This is a genomic window from Bifidobacterium rousetti (assembly GCF_008698235.1).
Taxonomy (GTDB): Bacteria; Actinomycetota; Actinomycetes; order Actinomycetales; family Bifidobacteriaceae; genus Bifidobacterium; species Bifidobacterium rousetti.
The window spans coordinates 17710-42779 of the sequence record NZ_PEBH01000014.1 but is presented as its reverse complement, the minus strand read 5'-3'; the positions used below and the strand labels follow the sequence as shown (position 1 = coordinate 42779).

The window sequence follows — 25070 nt, the reverse complement described above, 5'->3', positions numbered from 1 at the left end:
CAGCTGCGGCAGTCCTTTCGGGAAACGGGATTCCATGTCTTTCCCCATCGGCTGGGTCACTTCTGTTCCTTGTTCTGTTCGTGTAGGTGCTGCAGTTGTTCGTCGATGACGTCGCGTAGTTCTTCGAGCATGCCTGTGCCGACCTCGCGGATCCGCTGGTCGACGACGGTTTCGGGGCTGTCCTCGTCTGCGAGCATGGCGACGAATTCCTCGCAGAAGCCTGATTCGCTGGCGAATGACTGGACATTGAGCGGGTCGTCACCATCCAACGGAGTGTTCACGTGCATGAAGAACGGGATCAGGCAGTCCCCGTCGACTAGGAGCACCATGAATCCCCTGCGGTCGGTTTTGATGCTTTCCCACAGGTGTTGCACCTCGTCGTCATTCATCCTTCTGAGCCGTACGTCGAGGTTCTCGTCGTAGTCGAGGAGTCGTTGTCTGATCTCGCTGGCGTCCATGTGTCGTATCCCTTTCCCCGTTGTCTTTCCTGTGTTTTTGCGTTGGTTGTTCAGTTCCAGCCGAGTTCGACCGGCTGGCCGTTGAGCCGGATCAGTTCCTTCTGCGCTTCGGTGAGCCCTTCTATCGAAGCGGTGCCGCGATGAGATGCCGCATTGAAGATGCTCATGAATAGTGAGTGGTCGATGACCGTGCCGGACAGAAGTTCTCTCCATTCCTGCAGCATTTCGGTTTTCCAACGACTGTCCCGTTCGAGAATCCATGTCCTGCCGTCGATGTGCGCGAGGTCACCGGCTTGGAGCTTATTGATGAACACTTCGGGACTGTGTATGAGGCGAGCGTCGCCCCCGTCTGTGAACTCATAGCCTAGGGGGTCTGCGATGAGCGCCATGTCGTGTTTGATCATGTCGTGGATGGTGTCGACGCTCAGGGAGTAAACGTCGTCATGGAATATCCGGTCCATGAACCCCTCGCCCATCCATGAGACTTCCCGGAGGATGGCACCGGCCTCTATGTCTGCATCCTCATCGAATGTGGCGTATACGACGGGCAGGTCTTCTGTTCCGTGTCCTTCGAACAGGACCGCCGTTCTGCAGTGCTTCTTCTCGACCGTCAACGGACAGCATGCCTCTAGGAAACTCTTCGTTTCCACGGATTCTGTGTCTACGTCGTCGAATGTCGCCCACCGGTATCCCCCGTCGTCCGTGAGATTGTATTTCGTCCATGGGAGTGATGACGCGACCATGTTGAACGCGATGTGGTCGATGCCTTCTGGCAGTTCGTGCGCGGAGTCCCTCCATGTGACGTAGGGCCATGCGTTGCTCATTGCTTGTGTTCTCCTATTGTCTTGCGTGTGACTGGTGTGCGCTGTCATGTGGGCGAGGTTAGCTTTCGAGGACGGCGATGAGCTGGTCGATCCTGTTTCGGACATCCTTGAGCGCGGTGAGCTGGTCGTGGGTGGCGAGTTCGAATTGTTTGGCGCGGGGCTGGTCGGCGTGGCGGGCGAGGAGGGTCCCGTACCATGCGACGCCGGTCGAATTGGGGTCGTCATCACCGTGGTAGCGGGCGGGGTTTTCGAGGATGGCGAGGATCTCGTCGTCGTCCTCGGTTGTGTCGTGGATGAGGATCGTGTAGTCGGCGTGCAGGGTTTCCTGGGTCATGGGGTGTCCGTTTCGTTGTTGATGTCGTGGATGAGGTCGTCGATCGAGTCGCGGAGTCGTTCGAGTCTGCGGACGGCGTCCTGGTCGACGGTGCGTTGCGCGGTGCCGGGGGTTGTGCGGTCGGTGATCTTGCGCACGTAGTCCTCGCACAGGTGGGCTTCCTCGAGGAGGGGGCTTCCACAGTCGTCGTTGTCGGGTTCGAGGCGGATGCGGCTGATGTCGACGAACGGGGTGCGGTGTCCGTTGATGGTCAGGTCGATGTGGAATCCTTCGGAGGAGCGTTCGAGCTTGTGCCAGAGCGCGGCGAGGGTCGGGTCGTCGACCAGTTCGAGTGGTTCACGCAAGCCGGGGCGGGCTTCGATGATGGAGCGCCGGATTTCGTCGGGTGTCATGCCCAAGGGTTTCCGATCCCGGTGGGATGGTCGTCGATGTGGGTGACGCCTTTGAGCAGGGTGATGACGGTCATGGCTTCGCCGATGGTGAGGTCGGGCCGTTGGTAGTAGCCGGCGGCGAAGTCGATGCGGCGGATCGTCTCCTGGTCGAGCGTGTGGTCGCCGCTGGTGTCGCGTTCGAGGTGGATGGGCCGGTACGGGGCGAGCGTCCTGTCGTGCATGACCGTCATTGTTCCTTCCCTGTGGTGGTGTCTTGCGTGTCGGTGTCGATCCAGTCGCCGTCCAGTCGGCCGTTCAATTGGAGGAACGGGGCGAGGTGCGTGGCCTGGTCGGAGTCGACGGGGATGCCGGGGCCGATCGTCCAGTCGCCGTGCGAGTCGCGGATGGCGCGTGCGATGAGCCGGTTGTCGTTGGGGGCGACGATGTAGAGGCCGTCGTCGACGAGGCTGCGCCAGAGTCCGGGCTTGTCAGGCAGGATCGGGTGCGGGCGTAGCGCGTGGTCGACGTACGCTTTGGGGATGGTGCCTTCGATGCCGAGCATCGGGTAGCTGGCGTGCAGGGTGCCGCCCTGACCGGGGTCGGCGTCGATGACGGTCCATTCGCCGCCGTCTTTCAGGACGATGATGTCGCCCGATTCCCATTTGGCGGGGTCGTCGACGCGTTCGACGCGGGTGATCCGGTTGGCGGGTTCGATCATGACGGACACGATGTTCGGATCGGCGAGATCCCTCCGGCCGTCCGTGTGCACGGTGACGACGGGCAGGGTGACGATGGCGTCCCGGTTGTTTTCGACGACGAGGATGAAGATCCCGGACCCGCGATCGGTGGAGACCGGTTTGAATTCGAGGACGCCGTGGGCGACGGCGTGGCTGGCGTAGGTGACGCGTACGGCCCGGTCGACGAGCGTGCGGATGGGCGCGTGCTGCCAGAACGGTTCCGTCATAGCACGCCCCGTCCCGCCGCAGGGTGGCGTAGTACGCCGTATTCGCAGCCGACCGTCTTGTATCCGGCGTCGAGGATGCGCCGGTAGCGGCGGTATTCGGCGATGTCGCGGGACAGGCAGTCGACGACCCGGTGCGTGCCCTTGTGGTTGTTTTTGTACGGGTCGTGGCCGAGGGAGTGCGCGAGCCGGCGCAGGCCGCTCATGTCCATGTCACGGTAGTGCAGGTAGTCGCTGATCGTGAACCCCTCGACGGTGTCAGCGATGGTCTCCTGGAGCATGGGCAGGTCGAACCGGCGCACGTTCGTGCCGGCCGCGTGCAGCGTGTACCGGTCGGCCATCGAGGCAAGCCAGTCTTGCAGTTCGATTGCGACGGGTTCGTACGCGTGTTCCGGCACGGGCGCGGTGAGCGCCTGGTCGAGCAGCCCGTTGGCCAGGTGCATGCGCATGGCGGTGAGAGCGTCCTTGTCGACCTCGATCAGGCCGGGGTTGGTGATGCGGATGAACCGGCCGGTTTCGTGGGCGGCGGTTTCGTCGGTGAGGATCATGCCGATCTCGAGGATGTCGGCGATGTTGGGGTCGAGTCCGGTGGTTTCGATGTCGACCCACAGGAGCATGTCGGGTTTGGTGTCGGTCATACGATTGGTTCCTTTCGTTCGAGCAGGGCCCGCCTGTGTGTGATGGCTTCGCGGACCTGTTGTTCGGGGTGGCTGATGGTGGTGGTGTCGGGCATGCCGCGTTGGGGGCGGATGGTGACGGCGAGCAGGTCGGTGCCGGGCCGGTATGATGCGCTTACGATCGCGGACGGGGGTTCGTGGCGGACGAGGGTGAGCACGTCCATGGCGACGCCTTTCCAATCGCCGACCGCGAGGTGGTGTTCGGCGAGGTCGAGTCGTTCGCGGGTCATCATGTCGAGGAGGGAGGCGGGGTCGTCGCCTTCCGGCCCGTCGTCGCGTTCCCACCCGTTACGGTGGATGTGCACGGTGGGTCGGCCGGACACGACCATGGCGAACAGTTCGCTCGCGCTCAAGCCGGCGCGCAGGTCGCACCGGTAGCCGAGCTGTTTGATGTCGGGCATGATCGCGGCGTACGCGCTGCGAGTGGGATCGTTCATGCGTTGCTCCCCCGTGTGCCGATGCCGGTCATGTCGTAGCCTTCCATCTGATGCTCGTCGAGTTCCTTGTGTTCGCGCCGTTTGTCCTCGTGACGGCTGGTGCCGGGATGCGGGTCGTGTCGGCTGGTGGGGCCGGCGTGGATGATCGCGAGGATCCCGCAGATGAGGATCACCGTGGACAGGATGACCGGCAGTGGCGTGACCCATACGTGCGCGGGCAGGTTCATGAGACTGGACGGCAGGTGGGTGAGGATGCTCTGGTACATGAGCAGGTGGCTGGGCCATGACTCCCACTGGTAGGCGATGTAGCCGGTCAGGGAGGTGAATCCCACGACCGTGGTGACGATACCGGTGATACGGCGCGCGTTCATGCCGTCTCCCCCACTACCGCAGGCTGCTGGCCGGTGTCCTCGGTCCCCTCGACCGGCGTGGACGCCGATTGCGGGACAGTCTCACTGGGCAGGACCTGTACCGGTGCTGGAGCAGGATGCGTCGCGGCCGGATCAGGGTTGGTATTGACGGTTACACCCGTCGTAGGCGTCTGGCCTGTCGTCGGGGTGACGGCAGTCGTCGCTGGGGTGACGGCGGGCGTTGCGGGGACAGTTGGTGTGCGGGGGGCGCTGTGCGCGCCGGGCCGGACGGTCTGGGTGAGGGTGTCGGAGTCGTCGGCGAGGCTTTTCGCGGCTTTGGCGAGGGTCTGGTAGGCCTGTACCACAGTGGTGCGGGCGTGGGCCTCGACCCGGTCGGCGTTCACGACACGGTCGTGCGCGTCGAGTTCGAGCTGGTCCGCACGGGTTTTGGCTTGCGCGACGATGTCCGTGGCTTGGGCGCGTGCCTGGCTGATGAGCCGGTTCGCTTCCTCTTCGAGTTGTTTCCTGCGGTCGACGCCCTGCTGGACCTGGATGGCGGCGTCGCGTTCGGCGTCCCTGACGAGCTTGTCGGCTTTGGCGCGACTGTCGGCGAGACGCTGGCGTTCCTCCTCGCGGACCTTGGCGCGGATCTCCTCGGCCTGGCCTTTGGCGCCGTTGATGACTTCCTGGCCCATTTTGCCCAATGTTTCGACCGGGTTCTCGGCCTGGTGGCGTAGACGGTTGTTCTAGTCGGTCAGGTCGCTGATCTGCTGGCTGAGGCGTCCGCGCTCCTGTTTCATCCAGTCCAGGGAGCGGGCGAGTTCCTCGTTGCTGCGACGTTCCGCGGACAGCATGTCGTTGAGTTTGGCGACGAGTTCCTCGACGGCCCTGCGATCGTACCCGCCGAACCCGGCCTTGGGCAGGTCCAGGGTCAGGGGCGTGGTGGCCGCGTCCGTGGCGCGGATGAGTTGCGCGGCGTCCGAGCTGAGCACGGTGCGTGGCTGGTTGTCTTCGTTCATGGTCGGCTTGTTCCTCCAATCATCGTGAGCGGGAAACGTGGGATTCCCGTATGGTCACCGGTCGTCGGGGCGTCGGGTCATGAGCCATGCCGCGATGCCTGCCAGTGCGACGAGCAGGACGATCAGCGCGGCCCACAGGCCGGTGAACTGGGGCGTGACCCGGATTTCGAGCAGGAGCAGCAGGATCGTGCACACGCACGCTCCGATCAGGATGGCGCCCTTGCGTTTGCCGTTATCGTCCATGGGATTCCACCTCGCCAGTAGTAATGCGTTTGACGGTCGCTTCGTGCGCCGCCGCTATCCTTCACACCCTCCCCTCCCCCGATATTGGGAAGAAAGGAAGAAAACCCGCAGGCTGGCCTACCCCCGCGTGTGCAGGGAACATCTAACTTTCCATTTCGGTGTTTTCGTTGTCTCCATCCGGGGTTATCCCCGTGCTCGCAAGGAAAATCTAACTTTCCGGTCTATCCCCGCGCATGCAGGGAAGATCCCGTTTTGCGGTAGCGGATGAGGCATCCCAGGTGTCTATCCCTGCGCGTGCGGGGAAGGTGATGCGAAGTAACAACAAGTACGGTGAAAGCCTGGTCTATCCCCGCGCATACGGGGAAGGTGACGCGTCTGCAGCAGACTGCTCATCGTAACGGTCTATCCCCGCGCGTACGGGGAAGGTAGACGGCTTGCACATGTCGATGCGAAAGAGACGGGTCTATCCCCGCGCGTGCGGGGAAGATGTAATCGTGAGCGAAGGCGCTTTCGTTGGACTTGGTCTATCCCCGCGCGTACAGGGAAGATTACGGTGTTGGAAGTGGGGTCTCTGGACACCACGGTCTATCCCCGCGCATGCAGGGAAGGTACTCATGTCACACCTCCATTTCATGCACATTTGGTCTATCCCCGCGCGTACGGGGAAAGCATGCACATTGACTGGGACGAGGACGAGTTGGCTGGTCTATCCCCGCGCGTGCAGGGAAGGTATGGAATCGGCTTCGACCGTGAGTCGTACCTCGGGTCTATCCCCGCGCGTGCGGGGAAGGTCATGAGCACTGATGCAAGCAGCGCCCACGGGGAGGTCTATCCCTGCGTGTGCGGGGAGGGTTGGGTTTAGTTGAGGAGGAGCATGCCGAGTCCGTATCCTTTGCCTGGGCCGAGTCCTTGGGTGAGGGCTTGGCGGAGTTGGTCGGGGTTGTTGATTTCGAGTTCTCCGTGGTAGGAGACGTTTTGGATGGTGATGGTGTCTGTTCCTCGTTTGAATCGTTCGGCGTGGGCGGTGGTGATGGTTGTGGTGATGGGGGTGCATCCGGCTTTAGTGATTTGCCGGTGAATCCATGCGAGGCGTTCGGGGTTGGTTTTGAGGGGGATTCGGTTTTTGTGCGGGTCATGGCTTTTGGTGGTGGTGGGGTTGGCTTGGATGGCCCACCGGTAGTGTTGGCCGGTTTGAAGGGTGTTGAGAAGGTTGTCGTAGTCGGTGGTTTCGATGGTGCAGCGGCCGAATCTGGTTTGGAGTTGGGTGTTGTCGATGGTGTTGGCCGCGAGGTAGATGCGGTTGTGTTCGAGGCGCCAGAGTTGTCGTCCTTCGCCGGTGGCGGCGGCGATGATGGCGTGGAGTCGTTGCCGGCTGGCTGTGGCGTGGGTGTTGCGGGGGTCATTGAGGTCGAGGGTGATGCGTGCGAGTTTCATGCTTGGTTGGCTTTCTTTGCGGTGTCGAAGGGGTCGGGTTGGGGGTTGGTGTGGATGTGGGTTTCTCCTCGGGATCCGAAGTCGCGTCCGTCGTGGGGTTGGTCCCATACGGGTTGGCCGTCGGGGGTTTCGAGGTAGGTGTCGCCGGGTCCTTGGAGGGCTTGTTCGAGGGTTTGTTGGGTGGTGGTTACGGGGATGGGTCCTGCCGGTGGACAGTCTCTGCGGCCGAGGTAGGGCGCGTATACGGGGTGTCTGATGGCGTGTTCGATGAGCTTGCAGGCTTTGTCCTGGGCTTCGATGCCGACGAGGTATTCGGCGTCCATCATGTAGCCGTGCCAGGTGAGCGGGTTGCGGTCCTTCTTGTTTTTCATGCCGGTGGTCTGCAGTTCGGTCAGTGGCCGGCCGGCCTTGATGACGCGTACACCGTAGCGGAGTCGTTCGAGCCCGTTGTAGTGGTCTCGTTCGAGTCCCATGGCGCTGGCGATGAGGCCGATGACGCCGCTTTTCGTGGGGCGTGGCTGGGCGGGATGATGCTGGTAGATGCCGAGGCTCCATGATTGGAGGGGCCCTTTGAGGGTGAGGAGTACGGTGCTCATGATGGTTCACTTTCCGAGGGTGGTGGCGACGGTGCGCGCGGCGAGCTGGTCGAGGCTGTCGCAGGTCTGGGCGTTGATGCGCTGGAGCGCGGCGTCGAGTTCGGGGTCGGCGCCCATGGTGGTGAGCGCGTACACGCCGGAGGGCGTCATGGAGAAGGCTTCATCGAGGGCGGCGCAGCGTTCCGTGAGGAGCCTGCTGGCGGTGCGGGTCACGTCGGTGCCTTTGACGGGCGCTTCGAACGCGTCGACGAGGTTGACGGGACGGTCGTCGCGGATGGTGGTGAGGATGAACGCGGGCAGGGTCATGGGCGCGAACGAGTTGGTCTTGCCTGTGGGCAGGCTGATCGCGTCGGCGCGGATGAACGCGTCGATGGTGGCGCGGACGGCGTCCTGGTCGTGGGCGAGGTTGCGTTCGAGCGCCTGGACGTTGATGTTCGCGTACCGGTAGACGGTGCCGTTGACGTAGCCGGTCTCGCCGATCATGGCGGACGCTGGGGCGTTGGGCGCCTCGTCGACGGTGGTGAAGTAGTCGCTTTCGACCTCGGTGCGGTTGACGCCGATGGCGTGGGCGAACTGGCAGGCGGCGTCGACGACGTATTTGCTGGTGTCGTTCTTTTCATCGCTGGCGCTCATGCGGCCGAACAGGGCGATGTCGACGGCGTGGTCCATGTCGATGGATTTCCTCAGGGCCTTGGTGTGGGCTTTGATGGCCTGTTCGGGGTCGCTGCTGTCGAGGGCTTGGCCGACGACGCGGGCGATGAGCCGCCATTCGGGTTCGCCGAAGAACTGGACGGCTTTGGTGCAGCCGGGGCGTTCCTTGTCGTCGGGCAGGCCGAGGGCGCCCATGACGGTGATGGCGGCTTTGATGACGTTCTCGTTGTCGGGGTCGAGGTGGAGTCGGTCGGCGATCATGCCGGCGAATTCACGGCTGCGGAGGCCGAGCTTGTCGGGGTCGAGCATGGTCGTGAACTCGCGGCGGACGGCTTTCTTCCATGCCTGGCTGCTGACGCGCATGCGGGGCGTGTTGCCGTACCAGGCGGTCTTGGGCCTGTTCTCGCCGTCCCTGTTGAGGACGTTGGACGGCAGGCTCTGGAGGATGTGGACTTCGACGTAGGTGGACATGATGGTTGTTTCCTTTCGGTTTGATTGGTTGTTGGTTGGTTGGTTTCCGTCGTGTTCGCGGCGGTTGCCGTCGGCTCCATCCGGTGGTGCCGGCCGGGGCCTAAATCTGGTGTTTGTCGGTGGTGTCGGGCCGGTGGTTGGCCCATCGTCCGAGGACGCGTTGGCGGAGGTTGGGGTTCTCGAGTCGGGCGAGGTCGATGGCGAGGATGGTGTGGTCGAGGGTGATGTGGTGGTCGCCCATGGTTCTAATGAGTTCCTTGAGGATGGTGACGGCTTCCTTCATGGTTCGGGTGTTGGTGAGTTTCCGGATGCGGCGGCGGCTGTCAGGGTCGGCTTGTTCGAGTCGGGCGAGGGCCTGTTCGACGGTGACGCCGCGCGTGTACATGCCTTGGGTGTGGCCGGCCGTGCGTTGGTGGATCGCGTAGAGGGCGAACGCGTTCCAGCTGCCTTGTTCAAGGGGCGTGTGGTAGTTGGTCGGATGGCTGGTGGTGTCGGGCATGCCTTTGATGCTCCACATGGCGGCTTTGGGGTCGGTGCCGGGTTCCTTGGTGATGCTGCGGGCGAGGATCGCGAGGGGTCCGCGCGTGTAGGTGTCGTTGAGGTAGGCGTCCTGGAGTTTCCAGAGGCGTCGGCCGGCCCATTCACGGTAGTCGGTGTAGACGCCCATGGTCAGTTCCTTTCGGGTTCGGGGCCTCCGGCGAGCCATGCGCGCATGGCCTTGTCTTCGGGGGCGAAGGCCGCGGTGGTGCATGCGTCGGGGTTGTTGAAGTTGACTGGTTTGGTTTTACGGGGCGGCAGGTAGCGGGGCCATGCGTGGTCGCGCAGGCGGCTGGCGATGTCGGCGGTGTGCTGGTAGTCGTCGACGCGTTCGCGGGTGATGGTGAGGTGGTCGTTGCGGAATCCCTGGATGGCGCCCTGGCCGACGGACCATGCGATGTCGAGGGTCTCGATGGTGATCACGTCCCGCCCGGTGGCGTATGCGTGGTCGATGGTGGCGGGCCGGTTGCCGGGTTTCATGAGTTTGTCCCATCCGGTCCAGAATGGTTGAACGAGGGTGCCGCCGTCACCGGGTTCGTAACTGTTGCGGTGGATGGGCTTGCCGTTGTTGTGGAACGCGCAGGGTTCGTCCTGGGGTTGTTCGTCGGCGTTGTCGCCGGCGGCGACGTAGGCGGCGGTGGTGTAGCCGTTGGTGTCGTGGGCGAGGCGGATGCGCCGGGAAGGCCATGTGGCAGCGAGGGCGGGCCCGGTGGGGGTGATCCCGCTGCTGTCCGGGGTCATGGCGGGGTGTTCCCAGACGGGCCTGTCACCGGTTCGCGGGGTGAGAGTGTTGAGCCGGAGGGTGTCCTCGAGGGTGTCGCCCTGAATGAGGGTGAGGAACTGGCGTGCGGCCTGGGTAGGTCCTTTGGGGCGGGATTTGTTGTCTTTCACGGACCGGGGGTCGTTTTTCATGCCGGTGTGCACGCCGCTGACGTCGTACATCATGCAGGTGATGAGCTGGATGGCGGCCTTGTCCGGGGTGATGGGCTGGTGGGGGTCGCGGGGCTGCCACATGGTCCTGCGCATGAGGGGATGGAGTGGCGCGAGCCCGTTGTCGGGGTCGTTGCGGGGTTCGAGTCCGGGGGTTTGGAGGAACGGCCTGTCCTTGTCGTACAGGTTGAACAGGTCCCGGTGGGTGTCGAGGTAGGCGCGCATGTCACCCTGGGAGGCGAGCCAGAGGGCCTGGAGGATGCGGTGGGTGGCGAACCGTTCGAGGGGGTCGGCGAGGTCGACGCGTCGGATGCTGTCGGCGTGGTTCGCGATGTCGTCGAGGCTGGCGAGTGTTCTTGCGCCTTTGCTGGTGGTGACTGGGAGCCATTGCCTGTCGACGAGGTTGTAGGTGGGCATGTTGTCGTCCTTTCATGTGGTCTCGCCCTGCGGTTGCGGGGATCATGCGTTCCTGTCTCATGCACCCCCCCGCTTTCCGGTATCGGCTTGTGGAGGGCGCCGATTTTGTTTTTGCCCTCTTCGGGCAGCGAAAGCGTTACCCGACCGAGCGGGTTCCGTCATAAGAACCCACCGACCTTTGGTCGTGTGGGGGCGTTGACGGGTTCCGCGAATCGGGTATGCTTCTCGCCGCCGAAGAAGGCAAAACAATGTGTTGTCGTGCGCCGCTTGGCGGCGCTCCGTTTCCCCGCGCGTGGCGCGGGGTGTCCGCCGCGCCCCGTGAGGGGTGTGGCGGCTTGGGGTCCGGGGTGTCCCCGGGCGGGGTGCCGGGGGCGTGAGCCCCTGGCCCGCCGGAGGCCGCGGTTCGCGAGGCCGCCCCGTGAGGGGTGGCTGATGCGGTCGCGTGTGGGCGGTTTTGGGGCGTCGTTGTCCCGTGTCTCGTTTTGTCGGGGATGGGTAAAAGGAAAGGGCCCGTGTTGGCGGGCCCCTTTGGTGGCGTGTGGTTGTGTGGTTGTGTGGCTAGTTGGTTTGGGTGGTGGTTTCGGCCCAGGTGTTGTGGGCGAGGATGATGTCTTTGATGAGTTCGGCGCGGTAGTGTTCCATGTCGTCGAGCGGGGTGTTGGTGGTGTGGGTGTGGATGACGGCCATGTCGTAGTCGGGGATGATGTGGTGGGTGAGGGTCCAGAGGGCGCCGGGTTGTTCGAGGATGTCGTCGACGTCTTTGGGGGTGATGACGAGGATGCGTCGGTCGCCTGTGGGTTTGGCGGGTGTGGGACGGGTGATGTCGGGTTGTTCGTCGAGTTCGAACGCGAGGGATGTGCGCCGGTCGATCGCGGTATTGAGCGCGTTGGAGAGGAGGGTGAGTCCGTCGTGTTCGTCTTGGTCGATCGCGTCGGGGATCCGGTTTTTCGCGATTTCGAGGGCGGGACGCAGGTCGTGGGGGTCGAGTTCGCCTTCCTCCTCGTAGGAGAGCCAGATGGGCCCGTAGAGTTTCGCGTAGTCCCAGAGGGTGAGGATCGTCCTGTCGATCTGTCCGGGGGTGAATTCCGCGATGATCTCACCTTCGCTGTGGTGGGCGGGGTCGGGGATGAGGAGCCGCCAACGCGGTTGAACGTCGGTGTCGGTGGTGGTCATGATGAGGGTCCTTTCGTGGGTGGTTTCGATCGTAGTCGTGGTGGAGTCGCCCGGGCGTGTGGGCATCAGTCCTTCAGATCCTGTGGATCGTCGGGGTTCGTGGCGGCTTCTCCCCTGTGTTGCGTGAGGTGGAGCCGGTCGTTGATCCGGCCGGTCAACGGGTCGGGCGTGTGTTCGTCCTCGGCTTGCTCCGCGGCTCGTATGACATATGCCGGTGTCATGTTGAACTTGCGGAGCAGCTGCCGGTCCTGCTTGTTGAACCCGTGGTCGTCGACTGGGTCCGGGTCCGGTGATCGCATGTTGTTGGTTGTGGTCATGAGGGTCACTCCCCCGTGTTCGGCTGGTCGACGGCATCGGATCCCGTGGGCGCACTGTTGGGTCGGGTGTTGACGGTCGCGTCCTTGAGAGCACGGAAGCGTTGGTCGAGGCCCATGCGCAGCCAGCAGTAGGCGGTGGCCTTGGTGTCCTCGAGTGCGTCGTGCGCGTGGAACCGGTACCCGTAGTGGGTGGCGCAGTCGACGAGTTTCTGGTATTTGAACCCGTTGTGTTTGGTGTCGGGTACGGCGGCGATGGGCGCGTATTCGAGCATGACGTCGCTGCGCCATGGGGCGTTCGTGATGTCGCGGATCACGTAGCCGGATTGTTCGAGGAGTCGTTCGTCGAACCGGAGATTGTAGCCGACGAGAACGTCCGTGTCACGGAAGATCCCGTCGAGTTCCGTCTTGTACGAGTACAGGGGTTTCTCGTCGGCCACATCCTCGGGTGTGATGCCGTGGATTTTCTGTGCTTCAGGCCATGCTGTGTGGGTGACGGGCTTGAACCGGTGGTTGAACAGGACGCGGCCTTGTTCGTCGGTGATGGCGAGGGCGAGGACTTCGTCGTCTGGGCCGGTGCCGGTGGTTTCGGTGTCGAACACGCGGACCACGGGGTCGGTGCGTTCGACGCGTTCCCGGAACGGGTTCCCGGCGCCTGCGCTGGTGTTCATCCATGCGGGGATGCTGATCCTTGCGGGCGCCCCGCCTTCGGGAGCATGGGGTTTGTATGTGTCGGCGATGCGGCGGGCGCCGTCCATGCCGGGGTCGTTCAGGTTGATGGTTTTCGTGACCGAACCTTGGGCGGAGGGTCGTCCGTCCTTGCGGATGTGTCGGCAGACGACCCGCATCCATGAGGGCGTGGGCGCGTCCAATGCGAGGAGTTCCGTGCCGTTCGGGGTGATGGCGCGTTCCGGGATCCATGTGTAGTCGATGATGGCTTCGCTTGCCTGGTAGGAGCGGTTGCCTGTGGTGAACAGGAACCGGTCGTTTCCCGTGAGTGTGACGTGGCAGCGGGTGAACAGGTTCAACGCGAGTGGTGTCTCGTATGTGTGGTCGCTCATGAATGATTCCTTTCCCTTAAAAAGAGGTTGTAGCTGGAGTGGCCCCGCGTGTGCGGGGAGGGAGCGGGCTCTCGGTACGGGTGGTCTATCCCCGCGTATGCAGGGAAGGTTTGTGGCCGCATCGGATGATGTGCTGGTCGATGGGTCTATCCCTGCGCGTGCGGGGAAGGTTGTCAGGTTTCGGCTACGATATCGGCCGTCAAGGGTCTATCCCCGCGCGTGCGGGGAAGAGTCGGCTTTGCCGAGGTCGGTCCGGGTTGGATTCGGGCTATCCCCACGTGTGCGGGGAGGGTTCGGCTGGAAACTCCCTAGTGCCGAGAGGGCTATCCCTGCGCGTGCAGGGAAGGTTTAAGTGTTGTCCGTGCCTGCGATGCGGTTGTAGGGGCTATCCCTGCGCGTGCGGGGAAGGTTAGAGGGTTTCAGACCATCGGATTATCCCCGCGTATACGGGGAAGCAGGTGACACTTCCAAGCTGACAGCCTCCGGCCTATCCCCGCGTGTACGGGGAAGTGTGCTGTGGACCAGTCCGCTGTCGTGCCTCTCCAGGCCTATCCCCACGAATGCGAGGAAGATCCGTTGATTTTCGCCGGCTTTAGTGACCATACTGGAAGGGAGGGCTATCCCTGCGTGTGCGGGGAGGCTTCATTCAGTACACGGGGCTTCCGGGCGATAATGGTTTTTGTATGCCGAGTCTGGTCAGTTCCTGCATGGCCCTGTCGAGGGGGATGCGTTCTTGTTCGATTCTGGGCGGGTATCCTTTCCTTGGATTACAGAGGTGTTCGTAGAGGCGCCGCTCCTTGGGGTGCAGTCCGGGTACGGGGTTTGGTTCCCGGTTGCGGATCGGCTTGTTGAACGGGTCAAGCGTCGTGCCGTAGTGCTGGTATTCGTTGTAGGCGTCCATGTCCATGAGAATGGATTCGCAGTCGATGCCGGTGTGGACGCGCAGATCGGAGAGGATCTGCAATCCGTCCGCGTCGATGTCTCCCCAGTAGACGACATGCAGATGGTCGAGCCATGGTATCGCGTTCGTGATGTTCGCCGCCGTGTATCCGTGTCCCCATATGCACAGGCCTTTCCTGATGGCGGGCATCATTCTGTAAGTGGCTTTGTTCTCGATGATGATCGCCGTTTCGAGGCCTAGGTCACGGCCGCTATCCCACGGTTGGCCTTCCACGATCAGGTCGGGTTCGCTGGCATACATGGGGTCGAGCAGACGGAACCGGAACCGTTCGCCCGTTGGATGCCGCAGTCCGAGCGTGTCCTTGCCAATGAGCCGTGTGATGGCTTTTTCGCGTCGGTTGCCGTCACCGTCGAGGAATTTGCCGCTGAACCCGGCCAACGGCACTTGGCGGGGGTCCATGCCGGTCACGTCGTGGGTTGCGAAATAGGCTGCGGCGTCCATGTCGAGGATGAACGCGGTGTCATCGTCCCGGTCCGAGGGTTTGAGTGTCCTGACGAACGTCGCCGCCTCCTCGAAGGATGTGTGGAATCGTTCCTTGACCTGTGCGATGCGATGGCGGATGGTCAGGTAACGTTCCGCGCGCTCGTCGCCGGCCGTTAGTCGTAGGGCTGTGTCCTCATTGGGGATGGTGACCCGTTCGACCAGTTCCACGGGCACGCCGATCATCCGGTTTCTCACGGACAGCGTGCATCCCGCCTGTTCGGCCATCCGGCGCAGCTCCCGGTCCGCCGTCAGGTAGGTGACGGCGTCCTGTTCCAAGGTGTTTCGGGACGGGAGTCCCACGGGGATGTCGTACGGCCATGCGCCGGCCGGGTCGTAGGCGTGCGCTTCGAGCCGGCGGGCGGTCATGTTCTTGATGTCATGCGTGGTTTTCACCGTCGGGTTCCTCCCGTCCGAGTGCGATGGCTTCGATGGGGTCGATCCGGGATTTGCCGGTCGACAGGTTTTTGCGGACGACGCACGCCTTGTTGGAGAGGGCCATGATTTCGCTGACCTTGCTGTTGGGTGTGGCGGCGATGATCTGGAATCCTAGGGCGGACAGCACTTTCATGGCGCGGCGGGTGAACTGACGGTCGGCCTTGGTGAACGCTTCGTCAAGGAAAAGCGTCGTATAGCTTGGTTGGGCGTCGATGTCGCCGCCGCCAAGCTGGTAGACGAGCGCGGCCCCGTACACGAAGCTCGTGAACTCTTGGAGCGCGCCACCGCTTTTGCCACCGGTCGATTCGATGCGTTCGATGACGCCGTCCTCGTATTCCACGATCGCGGGGAATCGTGACCTACAGCGAGGGTCGAGGTTCCTGGCCCCGTACCGTTCGAACGGGCCCTGCTTGTCGTTGATGCTGTCCAATTCCTGGCGAAGCTTGTCGACCATGGGACGGCATTCGGCGAACAACCGTTTCGTTTCGTCGTCGCTGCGATCCGGGTTCCGTTGCGCGTCGGTGAGCCTGTTGATGATGCGCGTCAACGCTCCCCTGAACGTCTTGTCGGGATCGTTCACTTCCGGTTGGATGGTCAGCCGGCCGTGTTTCGCCCCGTAGCGGAGTTGGCTCATTTTCTGGTTGATGAGGGCGAGCTTGTCGATGACGTCCTCCTTGTCGCGTCGCAACGCGTTGTTGAGGCTGACGAAGTCACGGTACAGGTCGTCGACCTTGCTCCTGTATTCCTCGCCGAGCACGCCGGGCGCCGCTTGGGTGCTCACGATGTCGCGTTCCCTTGTGAAATAGTTCCGGTCGCCGACCGTCGCGGTCACCCGGTTCTCGTCCGGCTCGTATTCCCGCAGGTAGGCGTCCATGAGGGTTTCGACGGTTTCGCGCTGGGCGTCCCTGTCGCGGTCGGCGTCGCGTTTTCCTTTCCTGATCGTGTCGGCGATCATACGGTTGATGGCGCCGTCATGCGTGCCGATGATGTACCGGGTCCGGTCGGCCGCTCCCCCGTCACCGGTCATGGGCACGGCCTTGTATGCGGCGTCGAGAATCATGCCCGTCTCCTTGGTGAGGATGGTCTCCGTCCCTTCCATACTGGTTTCGGGATGGCGTTCGAGCCATTCGCCGGCCTGATGGATCGTGTTCTGGGTCGCGGCGACTAGGTCGCGGGCGCGGGCGGCCTCGTCGGACGCGTTGCGCTGCCTGATCCTGGCTTCCTCGACCATGTGTCCCAAGCGGATGACGTCCGGGTCGGATTGCAGGGAGTCGATCATGGTTTCGATCCTGTCGACGCGTTCGAGGGCGGACTGTTCGTCCACGTCCGTCCATGTCACGCCCTCGATGAGGGTCGTCAGGGTGTGCGCCGATTCAAGGGATCGACGCTGGTCCAGTGCGGCCTGGATTTCGCCGCTGGTCTGGTCGACCTGCTGTTGGGCGGTGTCGATGCGTTCGCGCAGTTCACGCAGGTACTGTTCGTCGGCGAAGCCGATGATCGACTCCATGGGCCGGTTGTCGCGGGTTTTCAACCCGTGGGAGACCGTCGCCGCACCGTCGTAGAGGAATCCGTCGTCGCGCACCTGCCGGCCGTTGTCGCTGGTGTCGATGGTGTCGACGCAGCGGGCGTCACAGGCTCCCCCGGTTATGGTCGCGAGCCATCCGGCGTACGGGGATCCGGTCCGGTAGACGAGCGTGCCGCTGGCCCACCCGTCGCGGGGCTTCGGGTCGACGGGCATGCCGGTGCGTGCGAACATGACCTTGACACGGCGCAGCCCGTTGGGCTTGATGGCGGCGATGCGTGGCGCGAGCGTGTCCTTCAACGCGGCGTCCACGAGGATGGTGCTGCCGAGTTCCCGGTAGACGGCGTTCACCGCAGTACGCCAACGCTCCTGGTCCTTCGCGACGTCCATGAGCTGGGCGGCGTAGGGGATGTCCTCAACGTTGACGCCGAGGATGCCGGCGATGGTGCGGCGGGTCTCCTCCATGTCCGCGGGGACGCGGCTGTCACCGGCGGCCTGCACCTGGTAGTCGCCGCGCAGCTGGTCGAGGTTCGCGGCCAGGTCCCTTGACTTGACGCGCAGGCCGGTCAGCCGGTTCTCGATCTCCTCCATCCGGGTCGTGTAGCCGGTTTCGTCATGCTGCAGCATGCCGATGTCCCTGTTCCACGCGTCCCCGTCCATGGGCATGGTCCTGCCTGCCTGGTCGAACGCGCGGGCAACGCGTTCGTGTTCCCTGTGGATGCGATCGGCCTGGGCCTGGGCGTCCTCGAGTTTCGCGTTGAGCCGGTCGACCTCGCCGCCTCCACGCTCCTCGTATTCGCGGGCGAGCTCCTCGTACGCGGTGGTCTCGTCCCGGTAGCGGGTTTCGGCCGTCTGGGATTTCGACTGCGCGTCGGCCAGTTCCGTGTCCAACATGCGCCGGCCGTCAACGACCTCGCCCCGCAGGCGGCGTGTGACCATGGTGTCGATGGTGTGGGCGCCTTCCGTGTCGTCCGGGTCGATGCCCGTGTACGCGCCGGCCTGGGTCGCGGCCTCGTCGTAACGGGCGAGACGGTCGTGGAGCCGGTCCAATGCGGCGAGCTGGCGGACGCTGCGTTCCATGGAGTCGAGGTTGTTTTTGAACGCGTCATAGTCACCGACCGTCTGTTCGGCCTTGCCGATCGCGTCCGGCACCTCGAGGACGAGTGACTTGAACACGCCGTCGCCGTTGCCGGTCGCTTCGGATGATTGGACCTTGGCGAGCAGTCGGCATGCCTTCTTGGTCAGGCCAAGCCTGCCCCACACATAGTCGTGGCATTTCTCGCCGGACTCGTAGGTGCGGCATCCGGGGTACGCGTCGGCCAGTTTCGACGGGGTGATGCTCGTGCCCCGGTACGCGTCCATGATCCGAGGGTCGATCCTCGAATCCCATGACAGCCATGTTCTTTTCAGTTCGTTGACCGCGCCGCCCGCCGGCAGTGTGAGGAACATGCCGAACGACAGGATGGCACCATCGTTGTTCTCGTATGTTTCGATGACGGCACCCCACACGGGTGCGGGTTCGCCGTTGAGACTGCCGCGCAGGTATTCCGTCTCCTTGCCGTTATTGGACATGTTGCCGAGCGCGCCTTTGAGGTACGAGTAGATGCCGCGTTCGGACCGGCCACCGTTCGACGCCCGGTTGTACCCGTATCCCGTCGGATAGAGGACCGCGGTATGGCTGTCGAGGAGCGTGGATTTGCCTGATTCGCTGTCGCCGGCGACGAGCGTCATGATGGCGCCATCATCGTACGCGGGCGTGAACTCATGGTAGCCGTCATAGCAACCCCAGTTGACCAGTTGGGTGCTTTCCAGCCGCCACTGGTCGCCGATCATCGTCTGGATGGTTTCCCCGCTCATCGCATGTCCTCCGTTTCGTCCTGGTTGTCGTCGTCGTCAATGTCGTCGAGGTCGTTGTCGTCCTCGTCCATGTCGCCTGTGGTCGGGGTGAGGCCTCCTTGTTCGAGGGTTTTCCTGGCGGCTTCGAGTGTTTCGTCGGACAGTGCCACGGGCACGAGCACCGTCACCGTCCACCGGTCCTCCACCTCTTTCATTTCGGTGAGGTATTTGTTTTTCACCAGGGCTTGGATGATGGTCCTGATGCGTTTCTCGGCCCGTTTCATGTCGCTGCGCCCAGAAAACGCGCCCGCGCCCCTGGTCATGCCTTCGAACAGTTCGTCGAAGTCGACCGTGACCGGCCCGTCGCCGTCATGCTCGTCGTAGCGTTCCGCGAGCAGTATCAGCATCTGGAACTCCTCGGGACGGAGTCTCTGACGCCTTTTCAGACTGGGCATGCCGAGTCCGGGCACGTCGACCGGGTGGGCGGTCATGACCTTGTATTTGCGGTTGACATGCAATTCGAGCAGGTCGTCGTGCAGCGAGCGGACGACCTCGTCATGGTATGTTTCGGCCATGTCGTACAGGTCGCCGTCGATGTACTTTTCCTTTGGGGCTGTTAGACCAACGTGTTGGTTTTGATTCAAATAAGGTGTGCCCACCGGTTACGCGCCGGTGGGCACACCTTGTCTTATCCGTTTGAGCTACCTCTGGTTATGCAGGTCAGAGAAGCACATCGAGGAGCCAACTGGTCCAACCAGTGGCCTTCTCGCTTGCGGAGGTCTGAGCGCTCTTCTTGAGGTTACATTCCTTGCAGAGCATCTGGCAGTTCTCCGGAACGGTCTTTCCGCCCTTGGACCACGGAATGATGTGGTCGCCGTCCATCTTGCTGAAATCGAACGTCTTACCGCATGTAGGACACTTATGCCCTTGTTTCTCGTAAGCAGCAAGCTTAGTTGCACGGTCGAACTGACGGATAGAAAGGTTCTTCACATCACCGGTCAGTAGGAACGGGAAGATGCCTCGCTTGTTTGTCACGTCCTCGTCCCCCATGAGCTTGGCCGTGGCTTTCTCCAGCTTCTTGGGGTCAAGGTCGGTGCGGTTCTTGTTCTCGTTGTAGTAGATGCCCCACGGCAAGCCCTTCATTTCCTTATAGTACTTGGTGAAGGTCGCGGGAATCCAATCGATGACGGAGCGGAAGTAGTTCCAAAGGGCTACTGCGTTCGCGTCGTACTGGTGCTGTGCCATGTACTGCTCGATGTTGACGTTCTCGGCTTTCGCGGCCCAGTTAATCGCGGTTTGGAGATAGTCCTGCCGGATAGCGTCACCTTTCAGGTAGTCGCCAGCGATTTTGTATGCGGGGCCGCTGGTCTTACTGAAGTAGCGTTTAGCGTCGCTGACCCATGGGCCGGCGTACACCGCGTTGCGTAGCTCCTGGTCGGTGAGCTGCTCACCCGCGATGTTGATGATTCTGAACCAGTCCAGCTTCTCGCTGTCCGTGCCATCGCACACGTACACGAACAGCTCGTAGTCGAGTATCTTGTCCTTCAAATCCTGCGGGAGGTTGTCGAAGTACTTGTCATCCACGGAATAACTACCGTCCACGTACTCGCAGAGGCTGATGGTACGCTGCTGTCCGTCCAGCACCTCGTAGGTCTCCTCGTCATCCTCATTCTTGCCGGTCTTGCACCAGTACATCACGTTCAACGGCAGACCCTTGAGAACCGTGCGGATAACCTCGTCGCGCTGCTTGTCCTTGTACACGAACTCACGCTGGTACGGAGGCCGGATGTCGAGCCGAGCATGATAGCCTCTGACACCTTCCTCGTCGTTGTTGAAATAATCGTCGGTCACGTCACGGACGGTGACGGTGCGCTGCTCAATCTGCATTCAATGCTCCTTTGTCGGTCTCATCCGGGTTGAGGGGGAAACAGTCAAAAACGCCCTGCGGATGCTTGTTTCGAATGAGAATACGTGCATAGACCTGCACAAATATGTCATCGTCGATGCGGTAGTAGGTACTATCCTCCGGAGCTTCCCTCACCTTCAACGCCGGGCCATCATTCAGCTTCGTTACTAACGACTCCTTACCCATCTTGCTGATTTGAATCTGCCGGGGATATACCTTCGTGCGGAGGGACATGTCACCAGCACCGGCCTTAGCGATACCAACGATGTCAAATTGGTCAGGACTGTACCTATCAAGGAACGTGATTGGAACACCCATCAGCCCGGCATAATCCTCCGGAATGTCAGCTGTCTTGCTCACCTCGATAGCGTCATAGTTGTCATACTTTGGGTAATCCGACTCGTGCCCAGCATATTTCCGGACGAGAATCATCTCTTCGTGACGCTTACCGATGTCCAAATTCGTGAACCATGTGACATTTCGGAAATGGACAAGGCCTTTTTCCGGGTCATACACCCCATTAGCGAAAGCGCGCGCATTTTGCGGGGGAATCTTGAAGTACGAATTGCCGTTAGCGAATCCGTACCCGAGCCATAGCCCTCCATTCATGATGTACGGGAAGATTTCCTTGTACGTAATAGCGTTCTTACTACCGATTATGATGAACTTTTTGTCATGCTCCATGAGCTGAGCCACATACTCGCGGAACAAGGAGAATGGTGGATTAGTCACCACGATGTCAGCCTCATCCAGCAGAGCCACACATTCCTTCGAACGGAAGTCACCATTCCCCTCAAGCTCAGTGAGCTGGTTCTCCCCGTCCTTGAATAGATTCTTCACGTCCAGCATGTCAATACCACCGTTACCGGTGGTATCGTGAACCGTGGTAACCACGGCCTTGTAAGGCTTGCCCCGTTTCCCCTCATCCTGAGCCGTATCAAGTTTGAGAACGTCAAATAGAGACAACTGCCGATTGGCTATCGGTGAACCGTCATAACATGTCGCAATGAGCTTCTTCAGCTTGAGTTTGTTGAAGTTCAGCACGAAGTACTTGAAGAAGTTGCTCTCGAACGGATCGTCGCAGTTGCAGAATACCGTCTTGCCTTTGAAGTGTGCACGATAGTGTCGCATTTCATTCTCGATGTCGCTGAGCTGTGTGTAGAACTCATCCTTCTTGGCCTTTGCCGCAGCGCTAAGTACGCTTTTCCCAGACATCACTTATCACCTTCTTTGGTGATAGTGATGGGCTTTCTGATCGGGGTCAGCAGGCCGTTATCGCTTGCCCCCCCCCCGCTTGCTTATCATCATGGGGAGCCTACTCCTTCTATCGGTTGCTCTCGTCGGTTTTGTCCGGCTTGATGCTCATGTCGATGGGCAGTCCCTGTTCGCGCACGACGGCCTTGAGGAAGATGGTGACGGCCCCGGACAGGCTCAGGCCGAGTTCTCCAAGCACCTTGTTGGCCTCGTCCTTCAACTCTGGGTCGATTCTCATGGTGGTGGTCGGCACGCTCATAGGGTTGTCCTCCAATCGTGTGGTAGCTACATCGTAGTACATACGGTTGGATGATGCTGGTCATGCTACCAACTGGAGTGCGCATATCTAAGAAAACGCGGGTAGCCAAACGATGGGTCAGATGGGCATGGGCATGTTGATGTAGGCACTGCGGGTGCGCCGGTACGTGCCGCCCCTGACCTGACGGCCCATCGTGCGCTGCTGTTCGGTGGGCCTGCTCTTGAATACCTCAGTCCATTGGAACCACGAGAGGTAGGACTGGAGGTGCTTCGTGGATACGCCCTTGAACGGCTTCATGAAGTCCTTGAGCCGGGCGTGCAGGGAGTTGACCCGGTTGATGCCGTGCTCCGTCGCGTCGGTCTGCTTCAACTCGGCCCCGAGCCGCTTGAGCACGGCGGGGTACGAGCCGGCCTTGTCGGTGACCACGAGCGCTCCGGCACCGATTCGACCGGTGAGCGCGCGGAGGGCGCGCGCCTTGCCGAGCAGCCCGCGCCCCGCGACCACGAGGAACGACGCGCCCTTGTCATCGATGCCGGTGACGACGCACACCTGCTCCTTGCTCAGGCCGCGTTTCGAGGCCTTCTTGCCGCTCGTCCGCGCCGGGCGGGGCATCGTGAGTTTCGAGTTCGCGTGCCCGTACCCCTTGTAGCTGTCGCGGAAGTACGTCTCGTCAATCTCCACACGGTCGCCGGCCCCGGTGTTGAACGCGGGGTTGTACCGCTTGATGCACTCCATGACGCGGTGGCGCATGAACCATGCGGTGCGCAGGCATACCCCGCACTTGTCAGCGCAGTCTCGCAGAGAATCCCGGCTGATGAACGACTCGATGAACCGCATCCACACGTCGTCCGGCAGCTTGGACATGCCGAGGACCCGGCCCGTGGTCGCGGTGAACGTGCGCTTGCAGTCCTTGCAGTACCAGCGCTGTTTTCCGGCTGGGGTCCTGCCGTACTTCTGGACCGCTATCGAACCGCAGCGCGTGCAAGCGCTGGAGGGCAGCTCCTGGGAACCCGTGCCGAACATGTCCTCGTACACGATGGAACGAAGGGTCTCAATCGCCCGGCGGCGCTCGTCGTCATCCAGCAGCGCGAGGCCGTCCCGAACCCCGCTGACCAGTTTTGCTGCCCCGCTATGCCTACCCATAGCCCCATTGTAAGTACTATGTAGCTACTTTGCAAATCAAAACCAACACGTTGGTCTAACAGACCCTTTCCTTTTTGAGCTTGATCGCGGCCCTGCGCGCGTCCGCGGGCATGCTGCTGGTGTCGCCCTCGAACAGGGCGTTCTCGTTTTCCTCGTCCTCGATCATCGTCATTCTTCCTCCTTGATCGTTTGTTGGAGCGTGTTCATGGGGATGAGCATGCGCGCTCCAGCCCATGCCGCCTTGTCCCCGTCACCGGTGTTGCCCATCCAGACGGTCTTGTCCCCGTCGTGGATGGTTTCGAACTGTTCGAGCAGTCCGATGATTTCGCAATCGCGCCGGTCCTTGTCCGGGAGCCGGTTGAAGCTGGCGACCATGTCCACGAGCCCGTCGCTCATGACCGGGTTCGCGATGATGAGCGATGCGATCCTCACCCAGTCGGGGCCTCCCTGTTCGATCATCTCGACGAGCGCCCGTTCTCCCCCGGCCTTGTCGACCTCCTGTCCCGTCAATGGCGGGATGGTTTGCGGAGTCGGTGGCCGGTCCGTTTTCGTGGCCAGTTCGGAGGCGATGACCGGGTCGTATACGGGAATCGGTATGCGCGTGGTCTTGCCGGCCTGTCCGGCCAATGCGAACAGGCGATCCAACGCTTCCCGTCTCACCCGGTATCTCGTGGTCAACCGTTGGCCCAGTAGTCGTGTCTTCGCCTGTTCCGACCTGCGGCGTTGGTCAGCGACCGCGTCGATGCCCGTGTAGATGGCATCCATTTCCTTGCGGGTCATGGCGAACATTCGGCTGGTTTTCTCGGTCATGTACGGGGAGGATTCGATCGTGTCGAACCATTCGTCGATGCGTTCGCGTCCACGGTCTTCCATGAAGCTGTCCCATGTTTCCTGGAAGCGTTGGCCGTCACGGGATTCCCGCATGCCCCGCTCCTCCTGCTGGTACAGGCGCAGATTCTCCTCGACGGTGATGTCCCCGTTCTGCATGCGGGCGAGGATGTCGTTGCCTGCGTCGCGTTCGCGTTGGACGAGTCCGTGGAGTTCTGTCGGGATGCCGATGATCATCTTGCGGATCAGGTTGATGGAGTCCTCGACCTCGCGTTCGTTCATCGCGGCGTCCACGCCGCCCCGCTCCAGATCGCGGATGCGCTCGTCCAGTTCCCTGCGCTGGCGTTTCAGATCCCGGATGCGTTGGACCGTGTCCGGGTTGAACCGCAACGCCGTATCCCTGACCAGGGTCAGGATGCCGTTGCTCCACGCGCCCGACAGCGTGTTCGATCCGGACAGGAACCCGTCCACCGTCGCGATCGCGGCCATGGCCCTGAGCGTGATGCGGTACGTGTACTGACGACGGTACATGTCCCGGTGGTTCTCGAGCCATGCGTAATCGCCTTCGGCGACGCGCGTGAGATCCTGGAGGATCTCATCGGCCTTGTCCTCGACGTATTGTCCGTCGGACAGTTCGATGATGCCCTGATCCACGTATTCCCTGACCGCCGAGACCAGTCGTCGCCGCAACTCGTCCTGTGGGAGTTCGCTGTCGAGCGGATCGAAACACGCGCGTATGATCGCGATGTTCCGCAGGGACTTCGTGCGACGCAGCAGCCGGAATTCGCCCAACTCCCACACCGGTTCCATACGACGGTACTGTTCCACGGGATCCCAATGCGTCGCGTTCTCATCCGCCATAGTCAATACTCCTTTCTTTCTCGGGCACCCCACACCAGTGGGGGAACCAATGATCCTGAATCTCCATTCCGGAACCCGGGGAGGGTCATCCCCGTGCCCACGGGGAACCGGTTCGGGCAGATTATCCACGCCGATGAAGGACTACCCCTGCGTGTGCGGGGAGGATGCCAACTTTCCTTAACTTTCCATTCCGGTGTTCTTGTCGCCGTCATCCGTTCGAAAGGAATCGTGAATCGTCGGATTTTCAATCCTTTGTCCATCCCGATGTCCCTTGCGCTAACTTTCCTTAACTTTCCAGATGCGGCAGGGCCACCCCTATGCATG

28 protein-coding genes are annotated in these 25070 nt (G+C 62.0%); all 28 read right to left on the bottom strand.

The window, feature by feature from the left end:
• Positions 1 to 56: 56 nt before the first annotated feature.
• Complete coding sequence (locus tag CSQ85_RS12055; protein WP_150384210.1) at positions 57 to 458, bottom strand: hypothetical protein; 402 nt, start codon at positions 456 to 458, stop codon at positions 57 to 59.
• 50 nt (positions 459 to 508) lie between these two features.
• Positions 509 to 1282, bottom strand: coding sequence for a hypothetical protein (locus tag CSQ85_RS12050; protein ID WP_150384209.1), 774 nt, complete (start codon positions 1280 to 1282; stop codon positions 509 to 511).
• A gap of 58 nt (positions 1283 to 1340) precedes the next feature.
• A complete protein-coding gene (locus tag CSQ85_RS12045; protein WP_150384208.1) occupies positions 1341 to 1616 on the bottom strand; it encodes a hypothetical protein in 276 nt (91 codons plus the stop codon).
• Positions 1613 to 2008: a hypothetical protein gene (locus tag CSQ85_RS12040; RefSeq protein WP_150384207.1), complete on the bottom strand. Its 396-nt coding sequence runs from the start codon at positions 2006 to 2008 to the stop codon at positions 1613 to 1615. The genes CSQ85_RS12045 and CSQ85_RS12040 overlap by 4 nt, the downstream gene beginning before the upstream one ends.
• Positions 2005 to 2238 (bottom strand): hypothetical protein, encoded by a 234-nt coding sequence (locus CSQ85_RS12035; protein WP_150384206.1) that lies wholly within the window; start codon positions 2236 to 2238, stop codon positions 2005 to 2007. Before CSQ85_RS12035 ends, CSQ85_RS12040 begins: the two co-directional genes overlap by 4 nt.
• Positions 2235 to 2951, bottom strand: a complete 717-nt coding sequence (locus tag CSQ85_RS12030) for a hypothetical protein (protein ID WP_150384205.1) — start codon at positions 2949 to 2951, stop codon at positions 2235 to 2237. The genes CSQ85_RS12035 and CSQ85_RS12030 overlap by 4 nt, the downstream gene beginning before the upstream one ends.
• Positions 2948 to 3586, bottom strand: a complete 639-nt coding sequence (locus tag CSQ85_RS12025; protein WP_150384204.1) for a 3'-5' exonuclease family protein — start codon at positions 3584 to 3586, stop codon at positions 2948 to 2950. The genes CSQ85_RS12030 and CSQ85_RS12025 overlap by 4 nt, the downstream gene beginning before the upstream one ends.
• Complete coding sequence (locus CSQ85_RS12020; RefSeq protein WP_150384203.1) at positions 3583 to 4062, bottom strand: hypothetical protein; 480 nt, start codon at positions 4060 to 4062, stop codon at positions 3583 to 3585. Before CSQ85_RS12020 ends, CSQ85_RS12025 begins: the two co-directional genes overlap by 4 nt.
• Positions 4059 to 4433, bottom strand: coding sequence for a hypothetical protein (locus tag CSQ85_RS12015; RefSeq protein ID WP_150384202.1), 375 nt, complete (start codon positions 4431 to 4433; stop codon positions 4059 to 4061). The genes CSQ85_RS12020 and CSQ85_RS12015 overlap by 4 nt, the downstream gene beginning before the upstream one ends.
• Positions 4430 to 5107, bottom strand: coding sequence for a hypothetical protein (locus CSQ85_RS12010; protein WP_150384201.1), 678 nt, complete (start codon positions 5105 to 5107; stop codon positions 4430 to 4432). The genes CSQ85_RS12015 and CSQ85_RS12010 overlap by 4 nt, the downstream gene beginning before the upstream one ends.
• 51 nt (positions 5108 to 5158) lie before the next feature.
• A complete protein-coding gene (locus CSQ85_RS12005) occupies positions 5159 to 5431 on the bottom strand; it encodes a hypothetical protein (RefSeq protein ID WP_150384200.1) in 273 nt (90 codons plus the stop codon).
• 54 nt (positions 5432 to 5485) lie between these two features.
• On the bottom strand, positions 5486 to 5674 hold the full coding sequence (locus tag CSQ85_RS12000; protein WP_150384199.1) for a hypothetical protein: 189 nt from the start codon (positions 5672 to 5674) through the stop codon (positions 5486 to 5488).
• A gap of 858 nt (positions 5675 to 6532) precedes the next feature.
• The gene (cas6e, locus tag CSQ85_RS11995; RefSeq protein WP_181281791.1) at positions 6533 to 7108 is read right to left on the bottom strand and encodes a type I-E CRISPR-associated protein Cas6/Cse3/CasE; all 576 of its coding nucleotides are present in this window, start codon (positions 7106 to 7108) and stop codon (positions 6533 to 6535) included.
• On the bottom strand, positions 7105 to 7704 hold the full coding sequence (gene cas5e / locus CSQ85_RS11990) for a type I-E CRISPR-associated protein Cas5/CasD (protein ID WP_150384198.1): 600 nt from the start codon (positions 7702 to 7704) through the stop codon (positions 7105 to 7107). The genes cas6e and cas5e overlap by 4 nt, the downstream gene beginning before the upstream one ends.
• Before the next feature lie 6 nt (positions 7705 to 7710).
• A complete protein-coding gene (gene cas7e / locus CSQ85_RS11985) occupies positions 7711 to 8826 on the bottom strand; it encodes a type I-E CRISPR-associated protein Cas7/Cse4/CasC (protein WP_150384197.1) in 1116 nt (371 codons plus the stop codon).
• A gap of 100 nt (positions 8827 to 8926) precedes the next feature.
• A complete protein-coding gene (gene casB / locus CSQ85_RS11980) occupies positions 8927 to 9493 on the bottom strand; it encodes a type I-E CRISPR-associated protein Cse2/CasB (RefSeq protein ID WP_190973033.1) in 567 nt (188 codons plus the stop codon).
• A gap of 2 nt (positions 9494 to 9495) precedes the next feature.
• Positions 9496 to 10710: a type I-E CRISPR-associated protein Cse1/CasA gene (locus CSQ85_RS11975; protein WP_150384195.1), complete on the bottom strand. Its 1215-nt coding sequence runs from the start codon at positions 10708 to 10710 to the stop codon at positions 9496 to 9498.
• A 558-nt stretch (positions 10711 to 11268) separates the two neighbouring features.
• A complete protein-coding gene (locus CSQ85_RS11970) occupies positions 11269 to 11883 on the bottom strand; it encodes a hypothetical protein (protein ID WP_150384194.1) in 615 nt (204 codons plus the stop codon).
• A 65-nt stretch (positions 11884 to 11948) separates the two neighbouring features.
• Entirely contained in the window at positions 11949 to 12200 is a 252-nt protein-coding gene (locus CSQ85_RS11965; protein ID WP_150384193.1) for a hypothetical protein, read from the bottom strand.
• Positions 12201 to 12205: 5 nt separating this feature from the next.
• Positions 12206 to 13258, bottom strand: a complete 1053-nt coding sequence (locus CSQ85_RS11960; protein WP_150384192.1) for a 3'-5' exonuclease — start codon at positions 13256 to 13258, stop codon at positions 12206 to 12208.
• 646 nt (positions 13259 to 13904) lie between these two features.
• Entirely contained in the window at positions 13905 to 15095 is a 1191-nt protein-coding gene (locus CSQ85_RS11955) for a DUF3322 and DUF2220 domain-containing protein (protein WP_150384191.1), read from the bottom strand.
• Complete coding sequence (locus tag CSQ85_RS11950; RefSeq protein ID WP_150384190.1) at positions 15079 to 18516, bottom strand: ATP-binding protein; 3438 nt, start codon at positions 18514 to 18516, stop codon at positions 15079 to 15081. The genes CSQ85_RS11955 and CSQ85_RS11950 overlap by 17 nt, the downstream gene beginning before the upstream one ends.
• Positions 18513 to 19154, bottom strand: coding sequence for a DUF4194 domain-containing protein (locus tag CSQ85_RS11945; protein WP_263390574.1), 642 nt, complete (start codon positions 19152 to 19154; stop codon positions 18513 to 18515). The genes CSQ85_RS11950 and CSQ85_RS11945 overlap by 4 nt, the downstream gene beginning before the upstream one ends.
• A gap of 61 nt (positions 19155 to 19215) precedes the next feature.
• On the bottom strand, positions 19216 to 20382 hold the full coding sequence (locus CSQ85_RS11940) for an HNH endonuclease family protein (RefSeq protein ID WP_093960445.1): 1167 nt from the start codon (positions 20380 to 20382) through the stop codon (positions 19216 to 19218).
• Complete coding sequence (locus tag CSQ85_RS11935; protein ID WP_150384188.1) at positions 20372 to 21616, bottom strand: adenine-specific methyltransferase EcoRI family protein; 1245 nt, start codon at positions 21614 to 21616, stop codon at positions 20372 to 20374. The genes CSQ85_RS11940 and CSQ85_RS11935 overlap by 11 nt, the downstream gene beginning before the upstream one ends.
• 109 nt (positions 21617 to 21725) lie before the next feature.
• Positions 21726 to 21914: a type II toxin-antitoxin system RelB/DinJ family antitoxin gene (locus CSQ85_RS11930; RefSeq protein ID WP_093960443.1), complete on the bottom strand. Its 189-nt coding sequence runs from the start codon at positions 21912 to 21914 to the stop codon at positions 21726 to 21728.
• A gap of 117 nt (positions 21915 to 22031) precedes the next feature.
• Complete coding sequence (locus CSQ85_RS11925) at positions 22032 to 23057, bottom strand: IS1595 family transposase (protein WP_150384187.1); 1026 nt, start codon at positions 23055 to 23057, stop codon at positions 22032 to 22034.
• A gap of 168 nt (positions 23058 to 23225) precedes the next feature.
• On the bottom strand, positions 23226 to 24746 hold the full coding sequence (locus CSQ85_RS11920) for a DUF3375 family protein (RefSeq protein ID WP_150384186.1): 1521 nt from the start codon (positions 24744 to 24746) through the stop codon (positions 23226 to 23228).
• Positions 24747 to 25070 lie beyond the last annotated feature (324 nt).

Bases quoted from the DNA above. Each gene is read 5' to 3' on its own strand.
- CSQ85_RS12025 (WP_150384204.1), bottom strand. From the start codon at position 3,586: ATGACCGACACCAAACCCGACATGCTCCTGTGGGTCGACATCGAAACC.
- CSQ85_RS12050 (WP_150384209.1), bottom strand. From the start codon at position 1,282: ATGAGCAACGCATGGCCCTACGTCACATGGAGGGACTCCGCGCACGAA.
- CSQ85_RS12000 (WP_150384199.1), bottom strand. From the start codon at position 5,674: ATGGACGATAACGGCAAACGCAAGGGCGCCATCCTGATCGGAGCGTGC.
- CSQ85_RS12045 (WP_150384208.1), bottom strand. From the start codon at position 1,616: ATGACCCAGGAAACCCTGCACGCCGACTACACGATCCTCATCCACGAC.
- CSQ85_RS11960 (WP_150384192.1), bottom strand. From the start codon at position 13,258: ATGAGCGACCACACATACGAGACACCACTCGCGTTGAACCTGTTCACC.
- CSQ85_RS12035 (WP_150384206.1), bottom strand. From the start codon at position 2,238: ATGACGGTCATGCACGACAGGACGCTCGCCCCGTACCGGCCCATCCAC.
- CSQ85_RS11935 (WP_150384188.1), bottom strand. From the start codon at position 21,616: ATGTCTGGGAAAAGCGTACTTAGCGCTGCGGCAAAGGCCAAGAAGGAT.
- CSQ85_RS11920 (WP_150384186.1), bottom strand. From the start codon at position 24,746: ATGGCGGATGAGAACGCGACGCATTGGGATCCCGTGGAACAGTACCGT.
- CSQ85_RS12015 (WP_150384202.1), bottom strand. From the start codon at position 4,433: ATGAACGCGCGCCGTATCACCGGTATCGTCACCACGGTCGTGGGATTC.
- CSQ85_RS12020 (WP_150384203.1), bottom strand. From the start codon at position 4,062: ATGAACGATCCCACTCGCAGCGCGTACGCCGCGATCATGCCCGACATC.
- CSQ85_RS11930 (WP_093960443.1), bottom strand. From the start codon at position 21,914: ATGAGCGTGCCGACCACCACCATGAGAATCGACCCAGAGTTGAAGGAC.
- CSQ85_RS11975 (WP_150384195.1), bottom strand. From the start codon at position 10,710: ATGCCCACCTACAACCTCGTCGACAGGCAATGGCTCCCAGTCACCACC.
- CSQ85_RS11950 (WP_150384190.1), bottom strand. From the start codon at position 18,516: ATGAGCGGGGAAACCATCCAGACGATGATCGGCGACCAGTGGCGGCTG.
- cas5e (WP_150384198.1), bottom strand. From the start codon at position 7,704: ATGAGCACCGTACTCCTCACCCTCAAAGGGCCCCTCCAATCATGGAGC.
- CSQ85_RS12055 (WP_150384210.1), bottom strand. From the start codon at position 458: ATGGACGCCAGCGAGATCAGACAACGACTCCTCGACTACGACGAGAAC.
- CSQ85_RS12005 (WP_150384200.1), bottom strand. From the start codon at position 5,431: ATGAACGAAGACAACCAGCCACGCACCGTGCTCAGCTCGGACGCCGCG.
- CSQ85_RS11970 (WP_150384194.1), bottom strand. From the start codon at position 11,883: ATGACCACCACCGACACCGACGTTCAACCGCGTTGGCGGCTCCTCATC.
- cas7e (WP_150384197.1), bottom strand. From the start codon at position 8,826: ATGTCCACCTACGTCGAAGTCCACATCCTCCAGAGCCTGCCGTCCAAC.
- CSQ85_RS12040 (WP_150384207.1), bottom strand. From the start codon at position 2,008: ATGACACCCGACGAAATCCGGCGCTCCATCATCGAAGCCCGCCCCGGC.
- CSQ85_RS11940 (WP_093960445.1), bottom strand. From the start codon at position 20,382: ATGCAGATTGAGCAGCGCACCGTCACCGTCCGTGACGTGACCGACGAT.
- CSQ85_RS12010 (WP_150384201.1), bottom strand. From the start codon at position 5,107: ATGGGCCAGGAAGTCATCAACGGCGCCAAAGGCCAGGCCGAGGAGATC.
- cas6e (WP_181281791.1), bottom strand. From the start codon at position 7,108: ATGAAACTCGCACGCATCACCCTCGACCTCAATGACCCCCGCAACACC.
- CSQ85_RS12030 (WP_150384205.1), bottom strand. From the start codon at position 2,951: ATGACGGAACCGTTCTGGCAGCACGCGCCCATCCGCACGCTCGTCGAC.
- CSQ85_RS11925 (WP_150384187.1), bottom strand. From the start codon at position 23,057: ATGGGTAGGCATAGCGGGGCAGCAAAACTGGTCAGCGGGGTTCGGGAC.
- casB (WP_190973033.1), bottom strand. From the start codon at position 9,493: ATGGGCGTCTACACCGACTACCGTGAATGGGCCGGCCGACGCCTCTGG.
- CSQ85_RS11965 (WP_150384193.1), bottom strand. From the start codon at position 12,200: ATGACCACAACCAACAACATGCGATCACCGGACCCGGACCCAGTCGAC.